The sequence below is a fragment of the Stenotrophomonas sp. YJH_SMC_94-11 genome (genome assembly GCF_059370435.1).
In genome coordinates this window covers 457,872-484,190 of record NZ_JCAFTR010000002.1, presented here as the reverse complement: position 1 = coordinate 484,190, position 26,319 = coordinate 457,872, and the positions used below count along the sequence as shown (strand labels likewise).

At 67.9% G+C, this 26,319-nt stretch carries 22 protein-coding genes; 16 read left to right on the top strand and 6 right to left on the bottom strand.

What is annotated here, in order from left to right; translation table 11 throughout:
- Positions 1-139 precede the first annotated feature (139 nt).
- On the top strand, positions 140-991 hold the full coding sequence (locus AC5P74_RS06500; protein ID WP_005416961.1) for a LysR family transcriptional regulator: 852 nt from the start codon (positions 140-142) through the stop codon (positions 989-991).
- 101 nt (positions 992-1,092) lie between these two features.
- Here the strand turns inward: AC5P74_RS06500 and AC5P74_RS06495 are convergent, their stop codons facing one another.
- Complete coding sequence (locus AC5P74_RS06495) at positions 1,093-2,013, bottom strand: M14 family metallopeptidase (protein ID WP_346607827.1); 921 nt, start codon at positions 2,011-2,013, stop codon at positions 1,093-1,095.
- 131 nt (positions 2,014-2,144) lie between these two features.
- On the opposite strand from AC5P74_RS06495, the gene AC5P74_RS06490 reads away from it, so the two are divergent.
- The 3 genes from AC5P74_RS06490 to AC5P74_RS06480 all read left to right on the top strand — a co-directional run bounded on the left by AC5P74_RS06490 (position 2,145) and on the right by AC5P74_RS06480 (position 6,879).
- Positions 2,145-4,226: a TonB-dependent receptor family protein gene (locus AC5P74_RS06490; RefSeq protein ID WP_346607826.1), complete on the top strand. Its 2,082-nt coding sequence runs from the start codon at positions 2,145-2,147 to the stop codon at positions 4,224-4,226.
- A gap of 62 nt (positions 4,227-4,288) precedes the next feature.
- Positions 4,289-6,061: a chloride channel protein gene (locus AC5P74_RS06485; protein ID WP_050562703.1), complete on the top strand. Its 1,773-nt coding sequence runs from the start codon at positions 4,289-4,291 to the stop codon at positions 6,059-6,061.
- A gap of 101 nt (positions 6,062-6,162) precedes the next feature.
- The gene (locus AC5P74_RS06480) at positions 6,163-6,879 is read left to right on the top strand and encodes an MgtC/SapB family protein (RefSeq protein ID WP_005416969.1); all 717 of its coding nucleotides are present in this window, start codon (positions 6,163-6,165) and stop codon (positions 6,877-6,879) included.
- Position 6,880: 1 nt separating this feature from the next.
- Here the strand turns inward: AC5P74_RS06480 and AC5P74_RS06475 are convergent, their stop codons facing one another.
- Complete coding sequence (locus AC5P74_RS06475) at positions 6,881-7,285, bottom strand: MerR family transcriptional regulator (RefSeq protein ID WP_329843583.1); 405 nt, start codon at positions 7,283-7,285, stop codon at positions 6,881-6,883.
- A gap of 162 nt (positions 7,286-7,447) precedes the next feature.
- On the opposite strand from AC5P74_RS06475, the gene AC5P74_RS06470 reads away from it, so the two are divergent.
- Complete coding sequence (locus AC5P74_RS06470) at positions 7,448-8,275, top strand: class I SAM-dependent methyltransferase (RefSeq protein ID WP_346607825.1); 828 nt, start codon at positions 7,448-7,450, stop codon at positions 8,273-8,275.
- Between the two features lie 80 nt (positions 8,276-8,355).
- Here the strand turns inward: AC5P74_RS06470 and AC5P74_RS06465 are convergent, their stop codons facing one another.
- From AC5P74_RS06465 to AC5P74_RS06450, 4 genes are all read right to left on the bottom strand, one after another.
- Complete coding sequence (locus tag AC5P74_RS06465; RefSeq protein WP_223224455.1) at positions 8,356-8,619, bottom strand: DUF6959 family protein; 264 nt, start codon at positions 8,617-8,619, stop codon at positions 8,356-8,358.
- A gap of 148 nt (positions 8,620-8,767) precedes the next feature.
- A complete protein-coding gene (locus AC5P74_RS06460) occupies positions 8,768-9,604 on the bottom strand; it encodes an OmpA family protein (protein WP_346607824.1) in 837 nt (278 codons plus the stop codon).
- Positions 9,605-9,665: 61 nt separating this feature from the next.
- Positions 9,666-14,777: a YadA-like family protein gene (locus AC5P74_RS06455; protein ID WP_346607823.1), complete on the bottom strand. Its 5,112-nt coding sequence runs from the start codon at positions 14,775-14,777 to the stop codon at positions 9,666-9,668.
- A 235-nt stretch (positions 14,778-15,012) separates the two neighbouring features.
- Positions 15,013-15,993: an AraC family transcriptional regulator gene (locus tag AC5P74_RS06450; protein WP_053500175.1), complete on the bottom strand. Its 981-nt coding sequence runs from the start codon at positions 15,991-15,993 to the stop codon at positions 15,013-15,015.
- Between the two features lie 692 nt (positions 15,994-16,685).
- Between AC5P74_RS06450 and AC5P74_RS06445 the strand changes: the two genes are divergently transcribed.
- From AC5P74_RS06445 to AC5P74_RS06395, 11 genes are all read left to right on the top strand, one after another.
- A complete protein-coding gene (locus AC5P74_RS06445) occupies positions 16,686-16,874 on the top strand; it encodes a Flp family type IVb pilin (RefSeq protein ID WP_005416979.1) in 189 nt (62 codons plus the stop codon).
- Between the two features lie 89 nt (positions 16,875-16,963).
- Positions 16,964-17,509 carry an A24 family peptidase gene (locus tag AC5P74_RS06440; RefSeq protein WP_053500173.1) on the top strand — a complete coding sequence of 182 codons (546 nt, stop codon included), beginning with the start codon at positions 16,964-16,966 and terminating at the stop codon, positions 17,507-17,509.
- Positions 17,506-17,982, top strand: a complete 477-nt coding sequence (locus AC5P74_RS06435) for a TadE/TadG family type IV pilus assembly protein (protein WP_053500170.1) — start codon at positions 17,506-17,508, stop codon at positions 17,980-17,982. The genes AC5P74_RS06440 and AC5P74_RS06435 overlap by 4 nt, the downstream gene beginning before the upstream one ends.
- Before the next feature lie 25 nt (positions 17,983-18,007).
- Entirely contained in the window at positions 18,008-19,045 is a 1,038-nt protein-coding gene (gene cpaB, locus AC5P74_RS06430) for a Flp pilus assembly protein CpaB (RefSeq protein WP_346607822.1), read from the top strand.
- A gap of 18 nt (positions 19,046-19,063) precedes the next feature.
- A complete protein-coding gene (locus AC5P74_RS06425; protein WP_065178477.1) occupies positions 19,064-20,422 on the top strand; it encodes a type II and III secretion system protein family protein in 1,359 nt (452 codons plus the stop codon).
- A gap of 28 nt (positions 20,423-20,450) precedes the next feature.
- Positions 20,451-21,707: a CpaE/TadZ family protein gene (locus AC5P74_RS06420; RefSeq protein WP_053500166.1), complete on the top strand. Its 1,257-nt coding sequence runs from the start codon at positions 20,451-20,453 to the stop codon at positions 21,705-21,707.
- The gene (locus AC5P74_RS06415; protein WP_053500164.1) at positions 21,692-23,038 is read left to right on the top strand and encodes a TadA family conjugal transfer-associated ATPase; all 1,347 of its coding nucleotides are present in this window, start codon (positions 21,692-21,694) and stop codon (positions 23,036-23,038) included. Before AC5P74_RS06420 ends, AC5P74_RS06415 begins: the two co-directional genes overlap by 16 nt.
- Positions 23,039-23,040: 2 nt before the next feature.
- Complete coding sequence (locus tag AC5P74_RS06410; protein WP_346607821.1) at positions 23,041-23,997, top strand: type II secretion system F family protein; 957 nt, start codon at positions 23,041-23,043, stop codon at positions 23,995-23,997.
- 28 nt (positions 23,998-24,025) lie between these two features.
- The gene (locus AC5P74_RS06405) at positions 24,026-24,961 is read left to right on the top strand and encodes a type II secretion system F family protein (RefSeq protein WP_171957157.1); all 936 of its coding nucleotides are present in this window, start codon (positions 24,026-24,028) and stop codon (positions 24,959-24,961) included.
- Positions 24,961-25,851: a tetratricopeptide repeat protein gene (locus AC5P74_RS06400; RefSeq protein ID WP_171957158.1), complete on the top strand. Its 891-nt coding sequence runs from the start codon at positions 24,961-24,963 to the stop codon at positions 25,849-25,851. Before AC5P74_RS06405 ends, AC5P74_RS06400 begins: the two co-directional genes overlap by 1 nt.
- The gene (locus AC5P74_RS06395; RefSeq protein WP_188247597.1) at positions 25,848-26,315 is read left to right on the top strand and encodes a DUF3613 domain-containing protein; all 468 of its coding nucleotides are present in this window, start codon (positions 25,848-25,850) and stop codon (positions 26,313-26,315) included. The genes AC5P74_RS06400 and AC5P74_RS06395 overlap by 4 nt, the downstream gene beginning before the upstream one ends.
- The last annotated feature ends 4 nt before the right edge of the window (positions 26,316-26,319 follow it).

Genomic DNA, 26,319 nt, shown 5'->3' with positions numbered 1-26,319 from the left:
GGACCGCGCCGCCTCCTCAATGGGTCCACGGCATGCGTGGAGGGTCCGGAACGCCCCGCAGACAGGGGCGACGACGGCCAGTATCATCGCCTTTTACGGTGGTATCAAAATAGATCCCATCGACAGGAGCGATGGATCAATGCCCTATTCCCCTGAATCCCTGCAGGCCTTCGTGGAAGCCGCCGCGCTGGGCTCGTTCTCGGCGGCGGCGCGCCGCCTGCGCAAGACCCAGTCAACGGTCAGTACCGCCATTGCCCATCTGGAGGCCGACCTGGGGGTGAGCCTGTTCGACCGCAGCGGGCGCTACCCCCGGTTGACCGAGGCCGGGCGCCAGGTGCTCGGCCATGCCCAGGAAATCCTCGCCGCCGATGCCCGCCTGCAGCAGTTGAGTGTGCGCCTGGCCGCGCCGGTCGAAGCGCGGCTGACCGTGGTGTTCTCCGACGTGTACCAGCTCGATCCGGAGCAGCGCGTGCTGCAGCGCTTTGCCGAAGCATTCCCGGAGATCGAACTGGAATGGCTGGATGCCGAAGGCGATGACGTGCTGGAGCTGGTCGGCAGCGGCCGCGCCGCGCTGGGCCTGCTGCCGCAACAGGAAAGCTATCCGGATGGCCTGATGGCCCGGCCGTTGGCCCATCACAGCGAACTGTCGGTGTACGTGGCGCGCGAGCACCCACTGGCCAGCGCCGGCCGTCGCAGCGCCGCACAGCTGGCGCGGCACCGGCAGGTGCGATTGAGTGCGGAGGTCGATCAATCCCACATCGTCACCGGCCTGGCCTGGACCGCCACCGACTATCTGATGGTGATGGAGATGGCCGAGGACGGCATCGGCTGGGCCGAGCTGCCGCGGGCACTGGTGCAACGTTATGACCGCGGGCGACTGGTGGAACTGACGCTGCCCGGCTGGCCGCGGCGCATCCACAGCGACCTGCTCTGGCGCCGCGACGCGCCGCCGGGACCGGCCGCACTGTGGTGGGCCGACGCGTTGGGGTGATACGAAAAAGGGGACGGAGGGGATTAAGTCGTTTGTGCCACAAACGACTTAATCCCCTCCGTCCCCTTTTTCAGTTGCCGGCCAGCGGCCGGCACTACCGGTCAACGATGGGCGAGCGCGTAATCCAGTGCCGCGCACACCGCCACCACCTGGGCGTCGTTGCACTGCTGCGGGGTTGCCCGCGGGCTGTCCGGGTAGACCTCGGTGGTGGTGGTGTACTTCGCGCCGGTGATGCCGGCGCACAGGCCCAGCTTCACCAGCGGATATTCGATCACGCCGTGGGCCACAAGCGGCGAACCGATGATCTCGCCCTTGTCGTCAGCCGGCGCGATGTGGGTGACCTTCTCCACCGCGGCGATCACCGCCTGCTGGAAGGCCGGCTGCGGGTTCTCGCTGTCATCCACCAGGTAGAAGCCATCGGGGATCAGGCCCGGTTCGAACGGCTTGCCGTCACGCGCGGCCAACGCCGGGCGGAACTCGCTCTCGTCGCTGTCGGTGGTCTCGTGCAGGTCGATGTGCAGCGCGAACTGGCCCTTGTACGGCGCGATCAGATCGATCACCGCCGTTGATTCACGCGCCGGGCCGTCGGCGCGGAAGTTGCGGTTCGGGTCGATCGCATCGAAGTTCCAGCGGTTGATGCGCTCGAAGCCCCACGGATTCACGCACGGTGCCACCAGCAGATTGGCCTTGCCGGCGTAGTCGGCGGCGTGCTTTTCGAGGAATTCCAGCGCGCCCATCACGCCGCTGGTCTCATAACCGTGCACGCCACCGGTAACCAGGGCAGCCGGCAGCGCCGGGTTCCAATCGCGGCTGCGCAGGGCAAACAGGGTGTAGGTCTCGCCAGCGTAGTCGAGCTGGCCATAGGCCACCTTGTCGAAGCGCGGGGCCAGCGCCTCGATGCGCGGCAGCACTTCCTCGTCATAGCGACGCAGGCGCTGCTGGCGGCCACGCCACGTCTCCCGTTCCGCCGCTCCCCACGGCTGGCCAGGGGTTCCGACGGGGTAGAAGGCGGCTTGGGACATGGCAGATCTCAGCGAGTCAGGAAGCAATCGCCCACTCTACCACTGGGGGGACAACGTGAACCGGCGGCGCATTCCATTGGCGAATGGAATCAGCAATAATTCTCATTTACCGCCTTCCACAGCCCGCACCGATGCCCATCCCTGCCCTGCAACCGGCCCGCCTGCCGCTGGCCGCCGCCCTCACCCTGTGCCTGCTCCCGGCCGCCACCGCCTTCGCCCAGGACGGCGCCACCACGCTGGACAGCATCCAGGTCTCGGGCAGCTGGCTGGGCACCGGCCTGCATGACAGCGTGAAGAGCTTCGCCGGCGCGCGCACCGTGGTCGACCGCCAGCGCATCGAGGCCAGCGGCGCGGCCAGCCTCGGCGATGCGATGCGCCGCATCCCCGGCGTGCAGGTCACCGACAACTCCGGCACCGCGGGCAGTTCGGTGTCGCTGAACATCGGCGTGCGCGGCCTCACCGGGCGCTACTCGCCGCGCTCGACCGTACTGTTGGACGGCGTGCCGCTGGCGGTGGCGCCGTATGGCCAGCCACAGCTGTCGTTCGCGCCGACCAGCCTGTCCAACATCGAGTCGATCGACGTGGTGCGCGGCGGCGGCGCGGTGCGCTACGGGCCGCAGAACGTGGGCGGCATCATCAACTTCAGCACCCGCTCCATTCCCACCGAGGCCGGCCTGCACGGCGAAGCCGGCATGCGCTACACCGCCTACGACCATGGCGGCGGTGACAGCACCCAGTACAACGCCTTCCTCGGCGGTACCGGCGACAATGGCCTGGGCGCGGCCCTGCTGTACTCCGGCCAGGATGGTCGCGGCTGGCGCCGGGGCAGCGATGACCGCTTCAATGATCTCGCGCTGAAGTTCGCCTACGCCATCGATGCGCAGCAGGAACTGCGCGCCAAGCTGTCCTACTACGATGTGCGCTCGCTGACCCCGGGCGGCCTGACCCGCACCCAGTACGAGGCCGATCCGTTCCAGAACACCCGCCCCACCGATTTCTGGAAGGGCCACCGCACCGGCGTCGACCTGGGCTACACCAACACGCTGTCGGCCAACAGCGAGTTCGAGGTACTGGCCTATTACAACGAAAGCAGCCGAGCCAGCTCGCTGATCAACGCCGCCAATACCCAGCTGACCGTGCAGCCGCGCGACTACCGCGTGCTCGGCATCGAGCCGCGCTACACCCAGCGCCTGCATTGGGGCAGCACGGTGCATGACATCACCGCGGGCTATCGCTTCCTGCGCGAGCGCGGCAACGACCGCAGCTACACCGTCACCCGCCGCACCGGCGTGGCCAGCGCCACCACCCGCTTCGACAACGCCACCGATGCGCATGCGTTCTACATCGACGACCGCATCGCGATCGGCCAGTGGCGGATCACCCCGGGCGTGCGGATGGAATGGATCGACATGGACCGCCGCCAGGCCGGTGGTGCGGCGACCTTCAGCCGCCGCAACGACAAGGCGCTGCCCTCGCTCAACATCGCCTACCTGCTGACCCCGCAGCTGACCGTGTTCGGCAACTACACCACCTCGTTCGGGCCGGTGCAGAACATCCAGCTGAATTCGCAGACCGCCAGCAACCCGCTGAACCCGGAAATCGCCAGGACCACCGAACTGGGTGCACGCTGGCAGGACGGCGCACTGCGCGCGGAAGTGACCGTGTTCAAGATGCGCTTCGACAACCAGATCCTGCAGGTGCCGGGAATCACCCCGCCGACCTTCCAGAACATCGGCGCCACCGACCACAAGGGCGTGGAGAGTGCACTGGAGTACCACTTCGCCGAGGACAGTGCGCTGGCCGGGTTGGAGCTGTACGCCAACTACACCTGGACCAAGGCGATCCAGCAGTCGGGTGACAACCGTGGCCTGGACGTGCCGTTCTACTCGCGCGACACCGACAGCGTCGGCGCCCGCTACGCGCTGGCCGGCTGGACCTTCAATGTCTCCAGCACCCACCAGAGCGGCCAGTTCTCCGATGCCGCCAACACCTGGGAAGAAACCGCCGATGCGCGCGTGGGCCGCGTGCCGGGCGTGCGCCTGTGGAACGCGCAGGTGGCCTGGCAGGTGCCGGGCCTGGGCGACAGCGAGATTGCGCTGGGCGTGAACAACCTGGCCGACACGCGCTGGTACACCCGCAACGTTGATGGCAACGCCGGCCGCATGGTGGCCGCGCCGCGCACGTTCTACGTGCAGGGCCGCTACCGCTTCTGAGGCCATAACCGCCCGATGCAGTGACGGTGGCGATCACGGTGGCGGCGTATCATGCCGCCACCATGTCACTGCCTGTTTCGCCATCGCGCCTGCATCTGGCCTTCCAGGGCCTGCGCCTGCGCCTGCGTGGCAGCGACCTGTGGTTCATCGCGCTGGCGTTGCTGGTCGGCTTGATCGCCGGCTACCTGACCCTGCTGCAGTCGGGCATCGCGCGCTGGCTGCAGGGCACGCTGTATGGGCTGGACGACGGTATGCGCCTGAGCTCCCTGCCCTCGCTGACATGGACCGCGCTGCTGGTGCTGCCGCTGGGTGGCCTGCTGGTGGGCCTGGTCAGCCTGGCCGCGACCCGGCTCAAGCGGCCCCTGCTCGATGCGGTGGAAGCCAATGCCCTGCATGGCGGCCGCATGTCGATGCGCGACAACCTGATCGTGCTGACCCAGACCCTGCTGTCCAATGGCTGCGGCGCCTCGGTGGGTCTGGAGGCTTCGTATACGCAGATGGGCGCCGGCAGTGGTTCGCAGCTGGGCCGGGTGATGCGCCTGCGCCGCAATGACGTGCGCATCCTGGTCGGCGCCGGTGCCGCCGGCGCCATCGCCGCCGCCTTCGGTGCGCCCTTGGCGGGTGCCTTCTACGCCTTCGAGATCGTCATCGGCGCCTACACCCCGGCCGCACTGGCGCCGGTGGCGGTGGCTGCACTGGCCGGCGCGTTCGTGGCCGACCAGGCTGGCATCGAGGCCTACCTGCTGCCCGCTGCCTCGACCATCGACGTTCGCGCTGCCGACTACGCCATCTACGGCCTGCTCGGCTGCTGCTGCGCGATGGTCGGCATTGCCATCATGCGGCTGATCGCCTCGATCGAGGGCACGGTCAAGCGCAGCCCGCTGCCTGCCTGGGGTCGGCCGGTGGTCGGTGGACTGCTGCTGATACCGCTGGCCCTGGCCAGCCCGCAAGTGCTGTCGTCCGGCCACGGCGCGCTGCATCTGGACCTGACCACGCACCTGCCGCTGATCTGGATCGGCGGCCTGTTGACCCTGAAGTGCCTGGCCTCGGGCATCTCGCTGGGCTTCGGCTTCCGTGGCGGCCTGTTCTTTGCCTCGCTGTTCATGGGCACCCTGGTCGGCGCGCTGTTCGCCGGCCTGCTGGCCATGGCCACCGGCGTGCCGGTGGTCGACGCCACCTCCGCCGCGCTGGCCGGCATGGCGGCGCTGGCCGCAGCCGTGGTCGGCGCGCCGATGACCATGGCCATGCTGGTACTGGAAGGCACCCACGACTTCCTGCTGACCAGCGTGGTGATGAGTGCGGTGCTGGTCTCCAGCACGCTGGTACGGCAGTGGTTTGGTTATTCGTTCTCGACCTGGCGCATGCACCTGCGCGGGGAGACCATCAAGAGTGCCCGCGACGTGGGCTGGGTACAGAACCTCAACGCCGGCCGACTGATGCGCAAGGGCGTGGCCACCGCCCCGTCCGACCTTGACGCCGCCACGTTCCGCCAGCGCTTCCCGCTGGGCTCGGGCAGCCGGGTGATCCTGATCGACAGCGAGGGCCACTACGCCGGCATCGTGCAGATTCCGCGCGTCTACGGCGACGGCGTGAAACCGGAGACGGCGATTGGCGAGCTGGCCGAGAACCGTGACGTGTCGCTGTCGCCGTCCGCGGACGTGGTCAGCGTGATGCAGCGCTTCGACCAGACCCAGGCCGATGAATTGGCCGTGGTCGGCGCCGACGGCCAGGTGCTGGGCGTGGTGTCCGAAGCCTTCGTACGCAAGCGCTACGCCGAGGAGCTGGACAAGCGCCAGCGCGAACTGATGGGCGAGCGCGTCGACGACACCGACTGACCCCGCAAAAAGGGGACGGAGGGGATTAAGCCGCTTCTGGCACTTTCGAAATCCACGCATGGCGTGGATCTACTGTCACCTCGACCGGGTAGACTCCGGCCATGCGCTTCATTGAGACCTTCCAGGCAGGTCCCTTCGCCGACACCGTGGTCAGCCTGCTGGCCGCCTTCGTGCTGGGTACGTTGATCGGTGCCGAGCGCCAGTACCGGCAACGCACCGCCGGCCTGCGCACCAATGTGCTGGTGGCGGTCGGCGCCGCCGCCTTCGTCGACCTCGGCATGCGCATCGCCGGCAGCGCCGAGGCAGTACGGGTGATCTCCTACGTGGTCTCCGGTGTCGGCTTCCTCGGTGCCGGCGTGATCATGAAGGAAGGCATGAACGTGCGTGGCCTGAACACCGCCGCCACCCTGTGGTGCTCTGCAGCGGTCGGCAGCTGCACCGGCGCGGACATGCTGGCCGAGGGCGTCCTGCTGACCGTGTTGATCATCGCCGGCAACACCCTGCTGCGGCCGTTGGTGAATGCCATCAACCGCATTCCGATCAACGAGGCAGCGACCGAAGCCACCTACGAGGTGCGCCTGAGCGTGGATGCCGACGCCGTGCCGCGGGTGCGCGAGCGCCTGGTCGATGCGCTGGAAGCGGCGCAGTATCCGGTGGGCGATGTGCAGGTGGTCGAGCATGCCGACGCGCCTACCGATGTGATCGCGGTGCTGGTCAGTACGGCCGTGAGTGCCGATGAACTGGACGTGGTGCTGGCACGGATGGAGCAGGTGCCGGGCGTGCTGCATGCCACGTGGGAAGTCAGTACCCGCGATTGATTCAACCGCCCATCCGCTGCTGCGCGCGCAACAGTTTCCGGAACGAACCGCACTTGCGGGCATCCTCCGCCTGCGGGCAGGCCGCTGCGCGCTGCAGGTGCCGCCGCACCCGCTGCAACCGGGTGATCTGCCGCTGCAGCACCTCGGCTTGTGCCAGCAGTGCCTCGCGGTCGAGTGAGATGCACCCCTGCTGTGACGGCAGCGATGCACCGATCTGCTGCAGCGACAGCCCGGCCGCCTGGCCCAGGCCGATCAGCGCCAGCCGTTCCAGCACCTGCGCGTCGTACTGCCGGCGCAGGCCGCGGCGCCCCAGCGCATGCAACAACCCCAGCTGTTCGTAGTAGCGCAGGGTCGAGGCCGGCACGCCACTGCGCTTGACCACCTCGCCGATATCCAGTTCGCGCACGGGCTTGACCTCAAGTGACCTTCAAGCACCAAGCTATGGGCAACTACCCGGCGAGGCAAGGCCATGGCAAGCACATCTCCCATTGATCAGAACGCCCTGTGGAACGGCCCTGGCGGCCAGGCGTGGGTCAAGCTATGGGCAACTACCCGGCGAGGCAAGGCCATGGCAAGCACATCTCCCATTGATCAGAACGCCCTGTGGAACGGCCCTGGCGGCCAGGCGTGGGTTGCGCAACAGGCTGTTCTTGACGGCCTGTTCCAGCCGATGGCTGACCTGCTGGTCACCGAACTTCCAGAGACCGTTACCGAACTGCTCGACATCGGCTGCGGCACCGGCGCCAGCCTGCTGGCCGCGGCCGCAGCGCGCCCCGCGGCACATTGCACCGGCCTGGACATCTCCGCGCCGATGCTGGCGCTGGCCCATCAGCGCGCCAAGGCGGCAGGACTGGACGCGGACTTCATCGTGGCAGACGCGCAGCGCCATCCGCTGCCGCCCGCGCACTTCGACTGGATCCAGTCGCGGCTGGGCGTCATGTTCTTCGAGGACAGCCAGGCCGCGTTCGCCAACCTGCATCGTGCCACGACACCGGGCGCTGGGCTGCGCTTCATCGCGTGGCGCAGTGCCGGGGAGAATCCGTTCATGACCACCGCCGAGCGCGCCATTGGCGATGAACTGGATCTTCCGCCCCGCGTACCCGGCGCACCGGGACAGTTCGCTTTTGCCGATGGCGAGCGCGTGCAGCACCTGTTGCAGGCCGCCGGCTGGAATGGCGTGGAAGTGGTTGCGGTGGACCTGCCCTGTTCGCTCGCCCGCGAAGACCTGCCGACCTATGTCGGTCACCTGGGACCGTTGGGACTGGCCCTGCGATCGATGCCGGAAGCCCGCGCCGCAGTGCTTCGCGAAAAAGCACTGGCCGCATTCGCGCCGTTCATCGAAGGTGACCGCGTTCGTGTGGATGCCGCCTGTTGGTTGATCCGCGCCCACGCTTGAAAAAAGGGGACGGAGGGGATTAAGTCGCATATGCCCCGGTTGTGCCGGAAACGACTTAATCCCCTCCGTCCCTTTTTTTGCTAGAGGGCCTCGCCGGCGTCGGCCAGGCGCGATTCGATCAGTGCATACCACTGCTGCAGCACGTCGATCAGCATGTCCAGCTCGGCATCGGTGCGCTGTGCGCGGCCACTGCGCAGGCAGGCCTGGGCTTCCTGCAGCTGGGCCAGGAACCCGGCCACGGTATCGGCCTGCAGGATCAGGCCCGGCAGGCGCCGCCCGGGGATGCGCACCACGGCATGGTTGCCGAGCTGGCCGTACACGCTGAGCGTAGCTTCCGTCTTCATGGAGAGGGGCAGGAATTGGGCATTCATCGCGTGCACCGTTTGGAAACCTGAGCCGCAGGCAGGCGTGGACGACGGGGGAGACGTTGCCACGCCTGCCGGCGGTCAGGGGGGACTCGGGATGCCGGGGCATCGCCCCGGCGCAGGAAGGTCAATGTGGCTGTGCCATCCCGGCGATCTGCACGCGCCGGTTCGGCGCCAGGCAGGCAATCAGTTCGCGCCGGTTGCGCTGCTCGCACTGCACGATCGGCTCGGCCGCACCGCGTCCTTCGGCACTGATGCTGGCTGCAGGCACGCCCCCCTGCACCAGCGCGTTGCGCACGGCATCGGCGCGGCGCTGCGACAGTGCCTGGTTGTAGCTGGCGCTGCCAATACGGTCGGTGTAGCCGGTTACCTTGATCGACTGCACCTGCGCGGCCTCGCGTACCTGCGCCAGGATGCCCTGCACCGCCTGCTGGCCTTCGGCGCTGAGTACCGCGCTGTCGAATCCGAACAGCGCGTCGGCCGACAGCCGCAGGGGCTGCTCCGGCAGCGGTGCCGGTGCCAGTGGCGCTGGTGGCCGCGGCGGTTCGAGCACGGCCGCGCACGACTCCGGCTTCCAATAACCGCCCTGCGCGATGCCCTTGCTGTCGAAGCGCACCTGGAACTGGCAGGTGAAGTACTCCGCACCCTGCGCGGTGCGGAAATTGAACAGGTAGTTCCACTCGCGCACGTCCCACATGCCTTCATTGAAGTGCGGCGTGCCCAGCAGCGTGTACAGCTGCCGCTTGCTCATGCCCGGCGCGAAGCGGCGCAGGTCGGCGACGTCGGGATAGATACCTTCCTTCAGCGAGGCCTTGGAGGCCTCCGGGAAGTGCACGGCGGTGGCTTCGGCAGGACCGTCGGCGGCCGGCGCATGGCTGCGGCAGGCGGCCAGCAGGCCCATCCCCAGGATCAGGCCCAGCGTGGCGGCACATTGGCCGGCGCGGGCGATGCGATGCTGTTTCATGTCGTTCCCCCTGTAGACGTTTCCGCGATGCCGGGCCGCGGGTGCGGCCCGGCGGCGGGGATCACCACTGGATGCCGGCACCGACGGCCACACCGGCCTCGCCACGGCTGTTGGTCGAACCGCTGAACTTGTAGATCCAGCGGCCGCCTTCGGAGACACCGGAGATACCGACCGCCACGCCCGATTCGCCGTTGTAGCTGCCGGCGGCGATCGAGGCCATGCTGCGGCCCGCCTCGCTCGGCTGCGGCAGCGCTGCGGTGGCCATCGCCGAAGCGATACCGGCCGAAGCGCGATTGTCGGTCTTGCGCAGGTCGCGCTCGAAGCCGCCCATGCGCTCGTCGGTGTAGGCCTTGGACCAGTCCAGGGTCTGCGCCATGCCCGACTTCAACTGGTCCACATTGACCGCGTCGGTACCGGCGGTGCCGGCGGCAACGTTGCGGACCGTGGTCGGGCCGCTGCTGGTGCTGCCCAGGGTGACACTGTTGTAGTTGGTCGCGCCGTTCACCGTGGTGTCGTAGCGGATCGTGCCCTGCTGCGAAGCCTGCAGCTGGCGCACGTTGACCGCATCGGTGGCCTGCGAGCCGTCTGCCACGTTGACCACCTGGCGTTCGGCACCGGCGGCACCGACCGAGACCGTGTTGGCCCGGTTCGCCACCGAGCCCGCACCCAAGGCCACCGAGTTGTCGGCCTGCGCCTGCGAACCATTGCCCAGCGCGGTCGAGTTGGCACCGGCGGCAGTGGAGCCTGCACCACCGGCGGCCGAATTGGCGCCGCTGGCGGACGGGTCGGCCAGGTTGTTGGTGTTGTTGGCGCGGAAGCTGCCGGCCACGTTGGTGATGTTCTGGATCTTCTGGTCGGTGTACTTCTTCGACTCGTCGATGGCGTAGTTCACGCCGTTCTTCAGTTGGCCGACATTGGTCGCGTCGTAGGTGTCCGAGCCATCGGCCACGTGGGTGATCTTGCGTTCGCTGCCACTGCTGCCGACCGAGACCTCACCGGCCGAATTGCTGGCACCAGTCTGCCCGTAGGCGCCGGTGTAGCCGCTCTGTGCACCGACGCTGGCGACCGAACCGGCACCCAGCGCCACGCTGTTGCCGGCACTGCTGCTGGCACCGTTGCCGACCGCCACGCTGTTCGCACCGGCTGCGCTGGCCTGCGGGCCGACCGCCACCGCTTCCGCACCCGCCGCGGTGGCTGCGGCCGCCGTTGAGTTGACCGCCAGGTACGCACTGCCACCACCGCCATTGGTGATGCGCTGGTTGAGGACCTTCAGCGAGCCGTCGACAGCGGTGAAGGCGGCGGTGACGTTGTTGTAGTCGCCGCTGGTGAAGGTGCCATCGGTGGCGATGCTGGAGATGCTGAACGTCGGCGCGGTCCACACGTTGGTGGTGCCGTTGTAGGCGGTGGTGCCGCCGAAGTAGGTGGCGATGGTGCTGTTCGTGCTGAACAGCTGGTCGCCGGTGATGGCATCACTGCTGCCGGCCAGGATGCTGCCGGCGGCGACGTTGGTGATCTTCACCGCGCCGGTGCCGGTACCCGTCAGCGTCACGCTGTTGAGCACGTTGCCACTGCCATCGACGTCGTACTTCACGGCCAGCTTGTCGATCTCGCCGGTCTGGTCGGCAACGTTGGCCAGCGAGTTGCTGACTGCATCGAACGCGGTGCCAACATCGTTGTAGCTGCCCTTGGTCACGGTGCCGTTGGCGGCGACGTTGTTGATCGAGTAGGTCGGTGCGGTCAGTACGCCGTTGGCATCGACCGCGGCACCACCGCCCAGATGGGTGGCTACCGCCTGGTTGGCGGCAAACAGCTGGGCACCATTGATGGCCTCACTGCTGGTGGCACTGACCTGGCCCGGGCCAAGGTTGCGCAGCGTGGTTGCCGTGCCGGTCTGGCCCAGCGTGGCGCTGGCGTAGTTGACACTGCCATCGGCGTTGAGGTCATAGCGCAGCGCGCCCTGTTCCGATGCCTGCAGCTGGCCAACATTGACCGCGTCGGTCGCAGCAGTACCGGCCGCCATGTGGGTGACCTGGCGCTCGGCACCGGCCGCACCGATGGACACGCTGTTGGCACGGTCGGCCAGGCTGCCGGCACCCACCGCGATACTGTTGGGGGCAGTGGCGCGGGCGTTGGTACCGACCGCGATCGAGTCGGCGCCGGTGGCCAGCGCCTCGGTACCGGTCGAGTTCACCCGCAGGTACTTGGTGCCACCGTTGCGGATGTCGGTGATCTGCGTATTGAGGTTGACCAGCGAGCCATCGACTGCGGCGAAGGCATCGGTGGCATTCTCATACAGGCCCTTGGCGATGGCACCGCCAGTGGAGATCGTGCTGATCTCGAACAACGGTGCAGTAAAGATGCCGCTGGCCGGATCGAAAGCCGCACGACCACCGAAGAAACTGGCGATGGCACTGTTGGTAGCCGCCAGCTGGCCGCCGTTGACCGCCTCCAGGCTACCGGCGGTGACCGCGCCGGCGGCAAGATTGCCGATGGTGGTGGTGCCGGTGCCTGCGCCGAGCGTGACCCGGCGATAGTTCGGGTTGCCCGAGCCGTCCAGGTCATAGGTGACCGCTGCGGAGGCCACATCGTCGATCAGACTGATGGCGCCCTTCAGCTGGGCCACGTTGACAGCATCGGTATTGGCGCTGCCCGCGGCAAGGTTGGTGATCTGGCGCTCGCCGCCACCGGCCGTGCCCACCGACACTTCGCCGGCCGAGACCTGGGGTGCGGTGAGGCCGTACGCGCTGTAGCTGGCCTGAGCGCCGCGCAGTGCAGCGGAGCGGTAACCCAGCGCGACCGAGTTGGCCTGGTTCGAAGTGGCTTCGGCACCCAGCAGGGTCTGTCCGTTGGCGGTGCCGACGGCACTGTCACCGACGACGACCGAGTGGCCCATGCGGGCGGCATAGTCGGCCGTCGGCACGCCGGTCGGATTGCTGGGATCGTTGACGCCATCGCCGGGGAAGGCGACATTGGCATCGACCTTCGGCAGTTCATGGCGTGCATTGGCACCGATCACCACTTCCTTGGACCCGTTGGCGAAGGCGCCATCGCCCATCAACACCTGGTAGTCCTGTGCCGCGTTGACCGCCCAGCAGGAAATATCGGCCAGCGCGATGTCCAGGCACTTGGCCGCCCACGCCGGCGAGTCGGTTGGCAGAAGCAGGCCCAGCAGGCCACCGGGATTGCCGTTGTTGATGTTGTAGATGTAACTGTCGGAAGTCACGCCACCGATCAGGGTCAGGTGCGAGCTGCCGCCCGTGGCTGCGCCGCCCAGGCCATTGAGCGTGCTGCCGACCGGCGACAGGTTGACCACCGGCAGGCCCAGCACATTGACCGTCGAATAGGTCTGCATGACGTTGGCGTTGCTGAGCTTGAGATTGCCGTTGCTCAGGTAGCCGTTGCCGCCGAACAGGCTGGTGGTGGTCGGCCCGATCAGCTGGCCGACATTGCCGACCAGGCCACCGGTGCCGATGATCAGGCCAGCATTCGGGTCGGCCGGCGCGGGCGCCTTCGGACTGGTTGGCGGAATCGCCGAGGGTTGGGTCAGGCCGAGGCTGCCCAGCGTGCCTCCCACCAGGCCACCCACGGCGGTGCCCAGGTTGCCGACGGTGCCATTGAGATTGCCGTTGAGCAGGTTGCCCACCGCGCTTCCGACACTGCCCAGCGTGCTGCCCAGCACGCCGCCCAGGTCGCCGGTGGGGCTGCCGGTGGTGCCGTTGAGAATGCCGCCCACGGCGCTGCCGACCTGGCCGACGGTGCCGTTCAGTGCGCCGCCAACTGCACTTCCAACGGTACCGACAGTGCCGTTCAGAGCACCGCCAACTGCGCCACCGACTGCGCCAACCGTGTTGTTGAGCGTGCCGCCCACGGCGCTGCCGACCTGGCCGACGGTGCCGTTCAGTGCGCCGCCCACTGCACTTCCAACGGTACCGACAGTGCCGTTCAGAGCACCGTCCACTGCGCCGCCGACTGCGCCTACCGTGTTGTTGAGCGTGCCGCCCACGGCGCTGCCGACCTGGCCGACGGTGCCGTTCAGAGCACCGCCAACTGCGTCACCGACTGCGCCCACCGTGTTGTTGAGCGTGCCACCCACTGCGCTGCCAACCGTGCTGACTGTGCCGTTCAGCGCGCCACCCACCGCGCTACCAACTGCACCCGCGGCACTGTGAAGCGTCCCACCGACAGCACCCACCGCACCACCCACCAGGTTGCCGACGCCCAGTGCGCTGTGCTGCGCCGCGACGGTCGCCTGTCCGGCCAGCTTCAGGTTGCGATCGGCCACTACCTCCTGGCCGTCCGGCGCCTGCACGCGCACCTTGCCGGCGACGCCGGCATCGAAGGCGGCGTTGATGGCACGATCATGGGTTTCACCCGGCAGCTCCTCCTTGGCCGGCAGCGTGACTGCCGCCGTCGCCCGGGCCTGGCCCTGCCCTTCGATGTGATGGCCAGCGACCGCCAGATGCGTGTCGGCCTTGCCGTCGACGGTGGCTTTCAGCCCAGGCAGTGATCCGGCGGCTGCACCGCTGAGGCCGGCGGCCGCCCGGGCACCCGTATCGATCGAAGCGACCTGGCGGCCAGCGATGCCGACCTTGGCCCTGGCGCGCGCATCGGCAGCGACGCCCAGCGGCGCCTGGGCGCCGGGCGCAACGTGCGCAGCCAGCGATGCATCCACCTGTGCCGCCCTGGCCGCAGCGTTGCCCACGCCAACATTGGCGCGGACATCAGCCGCCAGCGCCGGCACGGCCACTTGCTTCGGCACGGTGTTCGCCGCCAGCTTCACCTGCACGGTGGCCGGCAACACGTCAGGTACCAGCGGCAGCGACGTGGTATTCAACTGCAGGCCCAGACGAGCATCCGCACTGATTGCGGGGCTGTTCTGCGCCTGCCGCGCGGCGGCAGCCAGGGCCACTTCCGCGTCAACCTTGACCGGCATCGGCTGCGCATACTTTGCCGCGAGTGCTTGCAGGTCACGCAGCGATTGATTGGTTTCCGAGGCCCCAGCGTGACCGCTGGCCAGCGCACACAGCAGTGCCAGCGCCAGGGCCGTGGGCATCAGCAGGAAGGCTCGCGGATCGCGTGCGGCGCTGCCGCCGCTGTCGCCGGTGGCCAGTTCCGAGGCCACAACCAGAGCATTGAGCTGGCGGTTCCATACACGCCGGTAGATGCGGTTCATGAGCATTTCCCCCGTAGGCGAACAACTGGAATGTCAGTGGACTTGCCGCTAGGCAGGTGACTGACATTTCAGCGGTTGCAACGAGGGCGGTGCACTTCAATCCGGCACGGCAATCGCGCATTCCGGCAAATCCACGGCCGGAATCGGCAGCCGGCTATGCATAAGCGGCAACACGATCGGCAAGCGGATACGCAATTCCGGCATAAACACCGCAAAAACCCTTGCCGGGCCTGGATCAGGCCGGTTGGCCGATCTGCGCGGGTGCGCGCATCAGGGTGTCGCGCGGCAGTTCGCCGAATACCTTGCGGTAGTTGTCAGCGAAGCGCGACAGGTCCCACAGCCCGCAGCTCAGGGCGATCGCCTTCACCGAGCGACGGCTGGAGTCTGCCATCGACAGGCTGCGGCAGGCCGCGCACAGGCGCAGCATGGAGAGGTAGCGGTTCGGCGAGGTTCCAAACAGGTCCTCGAACGCATAGCGCAGGCCGCGCTCGCTGACGCCGGCGGCATCGCAGATCTCGTTCATGTAGATGTTGCGACGCAGGTTGAGCCGCATGAAGTTCTCTGCACGCTGCGCGATCAGATAATGCGTGCGCCGCGCACGGGTACAGCCTGGGCGATCCGCCGCACCGGCGCCCAGCAGGGCCTGCACATGCTCATGCAGCAGGTTCTCGGTTTCATCCGGCTGCAGCCCTGCCCCCTGTCCCAGCTGCAGGTGCAGCTGCTGGTAATGGCGCGCCAGCGGCGTGGCGTCGCTGGCCAGGTTGAACAGCGAAAGTGCCTGGCCAGCAGGTGGCGTGCTGCGCAGGCTCAGTTCGGTCAGCTTGCGCTGGACGCGGGCCACCGGCACCAGCATCAGGGTCATGTGCGTGCCCGGGCTCAGGGTGAACTCACTGATGCCCTCCGGCATGATCGTCAGCGCCATGCCCGGCGTGAGCGGCACGCCGTGGCACCAGCTCATCGTTTCATCGGTGGCGTGCAGGTACCCCAGCATCGCCCAGTCCGGCGGCAGCATGAAACGGCCACGGCAATGGAAGCCGCAGCTGATGCTGCAGAACAGGGCTTCCTCGTGCACGCGCGAAGCGAACGCCGCCCGTGGCCCGTTGCCATCCAGCAGCAGCAGTTCGACATCACAGACGCGAAGCACGCCGCTCAGCGTGGCCAGGTCTATGGACCGAAGGCCGCTGTCGTCGCTGTCCTCTACCCCACCATCGACCATGACAGTGTTGTCCCCCCGTTGATCCGCCATCCGCTGCGGCCCCCACTGCCTGACAGGGCGCGCAACGATCCAGAATCCATTTCCGTTGCCACGCCGGCAGCGCCGGCGTCGATGCGATCGTACAAATCAATGCAAGAGCTTGAATGCGAGTATGCCCAATAATCGGCAAAGGTAAACCCGCGGCCCGGCATGATGAAAATGGATACACAAGTGAAGAAAATGTCGGAGCGGCTGGCACGGTTTTCGCATGGACTACAAAGCGAATCACATTATCTGCACGACAATGAATCGTTTTGCGTGCGAACGGATTTTCGTCACAGAAACCATCTGAAATTTTCAGGATTCCGGGGTTTCTGCCGAATTTGCATATAGGTTCCGGTTGCAGCCAACCGCCATTCAGGCAAAGTCGACATTACGGTGATCCGGCCATCTGATCTGGCCGCACCCAGGGGGACAGCATGACCACGCACGCATCACTGGATGCCTCGACCACCGGCCCCGGGCCGTCCGGTCGCGACCGTGCGGCCGATGTCCCGCCTGGAAACGATCACCCTGCTTGAGCACAGCGGGCCAGTCCCGCCGTGCCTCCTCCGCCAGGACGCGCGGAGGCCCACGGACGATCCCGGCGGAGCCGGGCCACCGCCCAACGCAGGTGTACTGCATCCGCAGACAGGTAGAGGGAGACATTGGTCATGAACGCATCGATCCGCAAATTCCTGAAGGAAGAAGACGGCGTCACCGCGCTCGAGTACGGGCTGCTGGCTGCCGTCATCGCTGGCGTCCTGATTGCGGTCGGCAACGACCAGATCAAGGGGTTCTTCGAAACGCTGTTCAAGAACCTCTCCGCACTGGCCACCAAGGCGTCGGGCTCGACGACCTGAGCGGCGACCGCGCGCGGCCGGCAGGGCCGCGACGGCGGGGCCCATGGAACCAGGCGAAGACCGTCCAGTGACGGACGATGGAGTGTGCGATGACAGTGCTGGGATTGTTGGCCATCGGCGTCTGCCTGCGGATCGCGATCAGTGATCTGTATGCCCGTCGGGTGCCCAACACCTGGCTGGTCGCCGCATGCGTGATCGCCACTGCGGTGATCGTGGTCGGCCAGTTCAGTGCGCCGCGCCAGCCGTGGCTGCCCCACCTGGCCGGCGCGGCGATCGGCCTGTTGGCGCTGCTGCCGTTCCATGCCCTGCGCTGGATGGGCGCCGGGGACGTGAAGTTCTTCGCCGTGGTGGGCCTGATGCTGGGCTGGCAGGCGCTGCTGCCGGTCTGGCTGGTAGCGAGCCTCACGGCTGGGTTGCATGCCGTGCTGGTGCTGGCCGGTCGCCGCCTGGGCGTGCTGCTGCCCGGTCACCTGCAGATGCAGGTCAATCGCACCAGCACGCAGTGGCAAGCGCACCCGGTGCTGCGTGACATGCAGGCCGCCCGCCAGGGACGACGTGGCATTCCCTATGCAGCCTACCTGGCACTGGCCGCCATCGGCTGGGTGCTGGCCAGCATCTACGGAGGTGCACCATGAACATCCGCAGCCCACGCCTGCAACGCGGTGTCGCCAGCATCGAGTTCGCCCTGATGCTGATGCTCGGCCTGTTGCCGCTGCTGCTGTTCACCTTCTCCGGGGTGATGATCATGGCGGCGCAACAGACCCTGGCCACCGCCTCGGCCGAAGGCGCGCGCGCCTCGCTGCGCTACGGCACCGCCAGCGAACGACGCACAGCCGCCTGCGTCGCCGCACGCACCTCGATGCAATGGTTGCTGCAGTTTTCCAAGCAGAACGTGGACTGCAGCGCGGGGGGCAGCAACGCCATCGTGGTGTCGGCACAGGCGCCCTGCGCCGGTCTGGCCACGGCCCAGTGCATGACCGTGACGGTCAGCTACGACTACGCCAACCATCCCTTCCTGCCCGGCACCGCCACGCTCTACAAGTGGGTGATGCAGGCCCCCATCCGCAGCGTCGCGGTCGCGCAGCTCGATCTCGGCAGCGGCAATTGATGATCGGTACTTTGGAGACGGTTCCATGCTCAAGTTGACCCGCATCGCTGCCGTCGCCCTGATCGGCCTGGCCGTGCTGCTGGCGCTGATCGCCTTCATGATCGGGCGCAAACCCGCCGCACCTGCAACGGTCGCACCAGTCGTTCACAGCGAGACGCAGGCGATCACCGTGGTCGAAGCCGTGGCACGCCTGCCTGCGGGCGAGCCGATCAGCGCCAACGGCCTGCGCCTGGCCCAGCGCACCTCACCCGTCCCCGGCGCCGCTACCAGCATTGCCGCCGTGACCGGCAAGGTGCCGGTGCAGGACATTGCCGAAGGCAGTGTGATCAACGGCAGCGCGTTGGCTCAGGGCTTCTCGCTGCAGCTGCGGCCGGGCGAGCGTGCACTGGCCGTGCCCGTGGACGAACTGGTCGGTGCCGGCAACCGCATCCTTCCCGGTGATTTCGTCGACGTCTTCCTCAACCTCCGCAACGCCCAACCCAACATCAACAGCCCTGGCGAAGCCGCGCAGACGCGCCTGCTGCTGTCGCGCCTGCGCGTCCTGAGCTACGGCCAGCAGGACATCGTGCCGGTAGCCACAGAGACTACTTCCGACAGCGAGGCCGACACCCGCAACGACCCGCGCGCTGCCGACATCACCGGAAGTGGCAGCACGCACAGCAGCAGCAATGAAGCGCCGCAACCCGCGCGCAGCGCGGTGCTTGCGGTACCGGTGGCCGACGCCAACCGGCTGCTGCTGGGTGCGCAGCAGGGCAAGCTTTTCCTGGCCCTGCGCAATCCCGCCGATACCGGCCTGCCCGACCTGGCGTTGTTCCCGCAATCGCGCGGAGTGATCGACCCGCTGCGTGGGCTCGACGCCGAACAGCAGCTCGCCCTGCAGCGGCCGGAGAACCACGCTTTTGCCGGTATCGACAGCGACGCGCTGGCCGGACGTGGCAGTGCACCGCAACGCGGCACCCCGGATTCACCGGCGCGCGCGCCGGCGCCACGTCGCAGTGCACCGCGCGCGTCGGGGATCGAGATCATCCGCGGCGACAGTTCCGCATCCCGTGCCTCCCTTTGACCTGCATCGAGTGCATCCATGACCGAACGTCGCCGCCGTCCACGCCTCTCCCTCCGCCAGCGCTGGCTGGCCCTGCTGCTGGTGCTGCTGGCGCCGGCAACGAGCGTGGCCGCCGATGACCTGGTGCTGCAGGCGCGCGAGCAGCGTCCCTGGAACCTGCCGGCCGACCTGGAGCGGGTGGCCATTGCCGACCCGGGTGTGGCCGACATCGTGATGCTGCGCGGGCAGCGCCAGGCGCTGCTGGTCGGCAAGATGCCCGGTACCACCACCCTGCTGCTGTGGCACCGCAGACAGGCCGAGCCACAGCGGTTGACGGTACGGGTGCAGAGCGCCGTACAGGGCGCTGCCAGCACCGGCGGTACCGGGCTGGTGTTCACCCAGCAGGACCAGCAGGGCCTCCTGCAGGGAAGCACCGACAGCATGCTCACGCACATGCAGGAACAGCGCACTGCGGCGATGGCGCTGGGCAAGGACGGCATGCTTGCCGATGCGTCCACCATCAACAGTGGGGGCGTGGTCCAGGTCGAGGTCAAGGTGGTCGAGTTCAACAAGACCGCGATGAAGCAGATCGGCATCAACTTCCAGAACCGCAACGGCGGCTTCGCCTATGGCTTCGCGCGACCCGGCACTGGCCTGCCCGGCAATACCGGCCTGCTGCCCGGCATGAAGGAAGGCAACAGCAGCAACGAGGCCGTGTCGCCGATTTCATCGGCGTTCCGGCTGGTGTTCGGCTCGACCAAGGGACTGTGGAACGCCGATGTCGAACTGCTGCAGAGCAATGGCATGGCGCGCGTGCTGGCCGAGCCGACGCTGGTGGCACTGTCCGGCCAGAGCGCCAGCTTCCTGGCCGGTGGCGAGCTGCCGATCCTGGAGCCGCAGGGGCTTGGCACCACCACCATCACCTACAAGCCCTTCGGCATCGGCCTGACCGTGACCCCAACGGTACTGGCGCCGAACCGGATCGCGCTGAAGGTGGCGCCGGAGGCGAGCGACCTGGACTACAGCAACGCGATCGTGCTCAACAACGTGCAGATTCCCTCGATCACCACCCGTCGCGCCGATACCACGGTCGAGCTGGGCGATGGCGAGAGCTTCGTCATCGGTGGCCTGGTCAGCTCCAACATCGTCTCCAACGTCAACAAGATTCCACTGCTGGGCGACCTGCCGATCATTGGTTCGTTCTTCCGCAACTTCGACTACAAGCGCCAGGACAAGGAGCTGGTGATCATCGTCACCCCGCGTCTGGTGCAGCCGCTGGCACGCAATACCGAACTGCCGCTGCCTGGCGAGCGCGAAGCCAAGCCGCATCTTCCCGAATGGGGATCGTGGTTGCTGGGGCCGGTCAGCCAGGACCCGGTGCCCGGCTTCTCGCGCTGACTTCCATGACGCCTGTAGAACCACGCCCATGCCCTACGCCACCGCCCAGCCGCTGCATCCGCAAGGACCGCCGATGAACCTGGTCCTGTACGGCATCGACCGCGAACTGCTGCCCCGGCTGGTCGCCAAGCTGCCGCCGACCACCACCCTGCACTGGCAGGACAGCAGTGCGCCGACGTCGGCGCAGGACCTGCAACGCGGCCCGCAGAGCCTGGTGCTGCTTGACTTCCGGCCCGAGCACGCGGCTGCCTCGAGCGTACTGGCACAGCAGCTGCAGCAGACCCAACCGGACCTGGCGCTGGTCGCGGTCGGCGCCACCAGCGCCGGCCAGGTCGAAGGCGTGGTGATCGCGCTGCGCGCCGGCCTGCGCGATGTGCTGGACCTGGACAGTGACAACGCCGGCATCGAGGCGGCCCTGCGGCGCGCACTGTCACCGCGCCCGGCCGCGGTGGCGCAGCATGCGCACAAGGCGCGCCTGATCGTGCTGCTGGGCGTGCGCGCAGGCGTCGGCACCAGTACCCTGGCCGCACATCTTTCGGTGCTGGCGCAACAGACGCGGGCCCTCGCCCAGGGCGATGCAGTGCAGCAGGACGGCCTGCTGATGGAACTGGCGCAGCCCGCCGGTGACCTTGCGCTGTACCTCAATCTCGACAGCCGCTTCCACTACGAGGATGCGCTGCGCAACGCCAGCCGCATCGACGCCACCCTTGCACGCACCGCGATGGCGCGCCATGACTCCGGGCTGGTGCTGCTGGACCGTGCCGGCGGCAGTGATGCCGTGCCCCCGTCCGACCCTGGCGCGCTGCTGCAGCGCCTGCGCGGGGTGTTCGCCAGCGTGCTGTGTGATGCCGGCGGCTGCCCGCTGCGGCAGCTGCCGCCGCTGTTGCTGGACCAGGCAGACGAGATCTGGCTGGTCACCGATGCGTCGATCGCCACGCTGGTCTCGCTGGACCAGGCACTGAAGCATCTTGCAGGCCAGCGCGAGCGCGAGAAACGCCTGCAACTGGTGATCAACCGCCACGACGACAGCAGCGGCATGAGCCCGGAACAGATCGCACGCCGCTTCGAACTGCCGTTGCTGGCGACATTGCCTGAACGACCGCGTGTGCGCCTTGCCGCCAGCCAGGGCCGCCTGCTGCTGCAGGATGCGCCGCGCGATCCCTACCTGCGTGCCCTCGCCCCGCTCGTGTCACGGCTGGACCCGGCTGCCTGCCCGGTCCAGCCGCATGGCCTGCGGGAAAGACTCTCCCTTGCCCTGGGTGGATCGCAATGGAAGACAAGGTAACCCCGTTCCCGCATGCCGTTGCCCGCCCGCTGCTGCACGAAAGCCCGGGCCACCTGCCGTTCGCACAGACCGAGCAGTACCAGAAGGTGCTGTCGGCCGCGCATGAGCACCTGCTCAACAGCATCGAGGACGAGCGCATCGACATCGATTCCTGGGCCCCGGATACCATCGCCCGCTGGGTGCAGGTACAGACCGTGGGCTTCATCCAGGAATGGCGCATCCCGATCAACGAAGAAGAGATGCAGGTGGTTGCCGAGGGCCTGGTCAAGGAGCTGACCGGTTTCGGCCCGCTGGACGACCTGCTCCACGACCCCTCCATCGAAGACATCCTGATCAACGGTTTCAAGGACGTGCACGTTTCGCAGGGTGGCCAGCTCCGGCGTGCCACCCAGCGCTTCACCGATGACACCCACCTGCTGCGCATCCTGCGCCGCATCCTCGCGCCGCTTGGCCGCCGGCTGGATGATTCCAATCCGATGGTCGATGCGCGCCTGCCCAACGGCGGCCGCCTCAACGCGATCATCTCGCCACTGGCGGTGGACGGGCCGATGGTGTCCATCCGCAAGTTCCGCAAGGACCCGTTCACCCCCGACGAGCTGCTTGCCAAGGGCACCTTCGACGCACCGATGCAGGCCCTGCTGAAGGCGATGGTGCTGGGCCGCTGCAACATCCTGGTCTCCGGCGGCACCAGTTCCGGCAAGACCTCGCTGCTGAATGCGCTGGCCAGCTACGTGCCACCCAGCGAGCGCGTCATCACCGTGGAGGACACCGCCGAGCTTTCGCTGAACCATCCGCACGTGGTGCGCCTGGAAAGCCGCATCGGCGGCGCCGAGGGCCAGGGCGCGGTCAGCATCCGCGACCTGGTGCGCAACAGTCTGCGCATGCGCCCGGACCGCATCGTGGTCGGCGAAGTGCGCGGCGCTGAAGTGCTGGAAATGCTGCAGGCGATGAATACCGGCCATGACGGATCGATGGCCACCATCCACGCCAACACGCCACGCGACTGCCTGTACCGCATCGAGATGCTGGCAGGCTTTGCCGGCTTCCAGGGCAGCGAGGACAGCCTGCGCCGGCAGATTGCCAGCGCCATCGACTTCATCGTGCAGATCTCGCGGCTGGGCAGCGGGCGCCGGGTGCTGGTCTCGATCACCGAGATCACCGGGGTCAGCGACAACCTGATCACCACCCAGGAAATGTTCCGCCACGAGGTGCAGATCGACGCCACCGGCCGCGAGACCGACCGCTGGATCGGCCTGGGCTTCCATCCGCACTCGCACAAGCTGGAGCCGTTCCGCCAGCAACTGCGTGAATCGCTCTACGGGGACTTCTGAGCATGGGCACCGGCCTGCTGCTGGGCGTGTTGAGCATCATCTCGGTGCTGCTGGCGCTGGCCGTCTGGCTATGGGGCACCGCCGCCAGCCGTGAGCAGCGCCAGGCCTCGCTGCAGCATGCCGAGCAACAGCTGGCGCGCGGCAGCGCGGCCGGCGCGGTACCGGCCGGGCCTGCCGTTGCGGCGGCCAACGATTCGACCCGCCCGGCCAGCACCGGAACCCGTGTACTGCCGTGGGACGGTGTCCTGCAGCGCGCCGGCCTTCGGCCGGGCTGGAAGCTGCCGCTGATGCTGCTGGTGCCGGGACTGATGCTTGCGGTCGTGGCGGCGATGCGGCTGGGCACGGCCTGGATGTTTCCGCTGACCCTGCTGCTGTACCTGCTGGGCTGCTGGCTGTGGGTGATGCGCCGGATCACGAAGCTGCGCGCGCAGCTGCTGCACCAGATGCCGGACTTTCTCGACAACCTGGTCCGCCTCACCGCGCTGGGCAACAGCCTGCAGGCCGCGTTCCAGGTGTCTTCGATGCAGACCAGCGCGCCACTGCGCGGCCTGCTCGACACCACGGTGCGCTATGCGCGCAGCGGCATGGACCTGGATCGTGCATTGAGCCTGGCCGCGCAGCCGTACCGGATGGACGTACTGAAGGTGCTGGCAGTGGTGATCGGCGTGAGCGTGCGCATCGGTGGCCGCGCCGACCAGATCCTGCAACGCATGGGCGATTTCATGCGCGACCTGGAACAGGCCCAGCAGGAACTGGCGGCCACCACCTCGGAAACACGGATGTCGGCCTGGGTACTGGGGCTGCTGCCGCCCGCCAGTGCGGTGCTGATGGCAATCTCCAGCCCGGCGTTTTTCCAGCCGGTGCTGCACGACCCGCTCGGTCACAGGATCCTGTTGATCGCGCTGGGCCTGGAACTGCTAGGGGCGTTCCTGCTGTACCGCCTGGCCAAATCGCTATGACCGCCCACAGCCGCCCCGGAGGTGCCCGATGAGCGCCAGCGCCTGGTTCGCCCTTTCGCTGCTGGTGCTGGCGGCCGGCGTCGCCCTGCTCGGTATCGCCGGCTGGGTGCGCAGCCATCGCGAGCACCGCACCTCAGCCACACTGAAAACCGCGCTGCAGCCGCGTGAGGAAGGCCGCGACACCGAGGCCACGCGCCGCGACTCGCTGGGCTGGATCGAGCGCTTCGGGCGCTCGCTCAGTGGCGGCCGCCTGGAGGCTGCGCTGCTTGCCAACGAAGACAAGCTGCTGTTGGACCTGGCTGGCTGGAACACGCGCCGTGGCACCGCGATCTATCTCGGCCTGCGCCTGCTGCTTGCCCTGTTGGTGCTGGCGCTGGCGCTGGCGTTCAGCAGCGCGCACGGGCTTGCCAAGGTGATGGTGGTGATCGGTGCGCTGGCGGCCGGGCTGCTGCTGCCCAAGTTCGTGCTGTCGTCGTGGGTCAGGCGCCGCCGCCGCGCGGTCGAGAACGAGCTGCCCCTGCTGATCGACCTGCTGCGCCTGCTGCAGGGCGTGGGCTTCAGCATGGACCAGAGCCTGCAGACCCTGGGTGACAAGCTGCGCGATGCATTGCCGGTACTCGGCGGCGAACTGCAGGAAGCCAATGTGGCCTATACCCATGGCCGCACGCGCGCGCAGTCTTTGCGGCGTCTGAGCGAGGTCTACGCCGATGATGACCTGGCCAGCCTGATGCAGTTGATCCTGCAGGTGCATGCGCACGGCGGCGCAGTGCAGGAGCCGTTGCGCCAGTTCAGCATCCGCCTGCGCGAACAGCGCCGCAACGCGTTGAAGGAAAAGGTCGGCAAACTCTCGGTGAAGATGACCGTGGTGATGATGCTGACCCTGTTGCCGGCACTGATGCTGGTGCTTGCCGGCCCGGCGCTGGTCGCGCTGGCCACCACCCTGTCCAAGATGGGATCTCCCTGATGCCTGCCCTGCGCACCTCCTGCCTGCTGCTTGCCGTCGCCCTCGCCGCCCTGGCCAGTGGCTGCGCCTCGACCACACCGAAATATGTGCGGGCGCCCAGCCTTGCGCCGCCGGAACCCGATCCGCAGGACAGCCGCAACGCCTATCTGGAGCTGATCGAACGCATGCAGCAGCAGGGCGCCTGGTATGCCTCGCTGGCCCACGTGGAGGCCTTCCGCCAGCGCTATGGTGATCGCCCTGCCCTGCGCCTGCTGCAGGCCGACGCACTGCGCGAGACCGGCCAGGCCGACGCGGCGGTCACGCTGTATCGCGAGCTGTCCAGCGGGCCGCAGGCCGCGGCGGCCGCCCACGGCCTGGGCCTGATCGCTGCACGCCGCGACGACGACGCCGGAAGCGAACAGGCGCTGGCGCGCGCCACGCAGCTGCAGCCCTTGAACACCGACTATCTGGGCGACCTGGGCTATGCACGGCTGCGTGCCGGCCAGTTCGATCAAGCCCGCGAGCCGCTGGCCAAGGCCCTGGAACTTTCACCGGGCAACGCCAAGGCAACGGCCAACCTTGCACTCTGGGCGGTACTGCGCGGCGACCAGGCCACGGCGGAGCGGCTATCGGCACAGGCCAGCCTCAACGAGGAAACGCGCCGAAGCATCCAGCAGCAGGCCCAGCAGATCCGCACGCGCCTGCAGCAACGACAGGCCGCTGCCGCCGCCAACGCAGCCACACCTGCACACACGGCCAGCGTCGAGAGTGGCGCTCGTGCATCGGGCGGCGCACGGCTGGCGGGCGAACCCCGCCGCGACCCGCGCGTCCAACGCGATCCGCAGCGCCTGCCACCCTCGATGCTGGAACGCTTCAGCGCCACCGACCACCCGACCGGAAGCACACCATGACCGCGATGCGCCAGACCCGACGCCTGTTGCCCGTGCTGTGCTGCCTGCTTGTGGCCGGTGCCGTGCAGGCACAGCAACAGCCATTGACCGGACAGATGCTCGGTGGCCCCTCGCTGTCGGCACCGGCTGCAGCGCCGATGCAGGCCGAACCGCTTCCCAGCCTGGACATCGCCGCTCCCTCCGCATCCGCCGGGGGGGCCACGGCGCAAGCGACGACCATCGCAAACGACATCGCACCAGCATCGCCCGCAGCACCGCGCGCGCGCCTGCCCAGCGGCGAGGCCACCCGCAATCTGTTCCGCCTGCAGGCCTCCGGGCAGCAGGCCGGCCAGCGCCTGCCGATCCTGGGTGACCAGGCCACGCTGAGCTATGCGCGTTACCTGAAGAGCTTTGAACACGAGATCCCGGACTTCTTTGAGACCGATGTCTCCCGGTCCAAGGACGCCTCCTCCTCCGGACGCTGAGGTC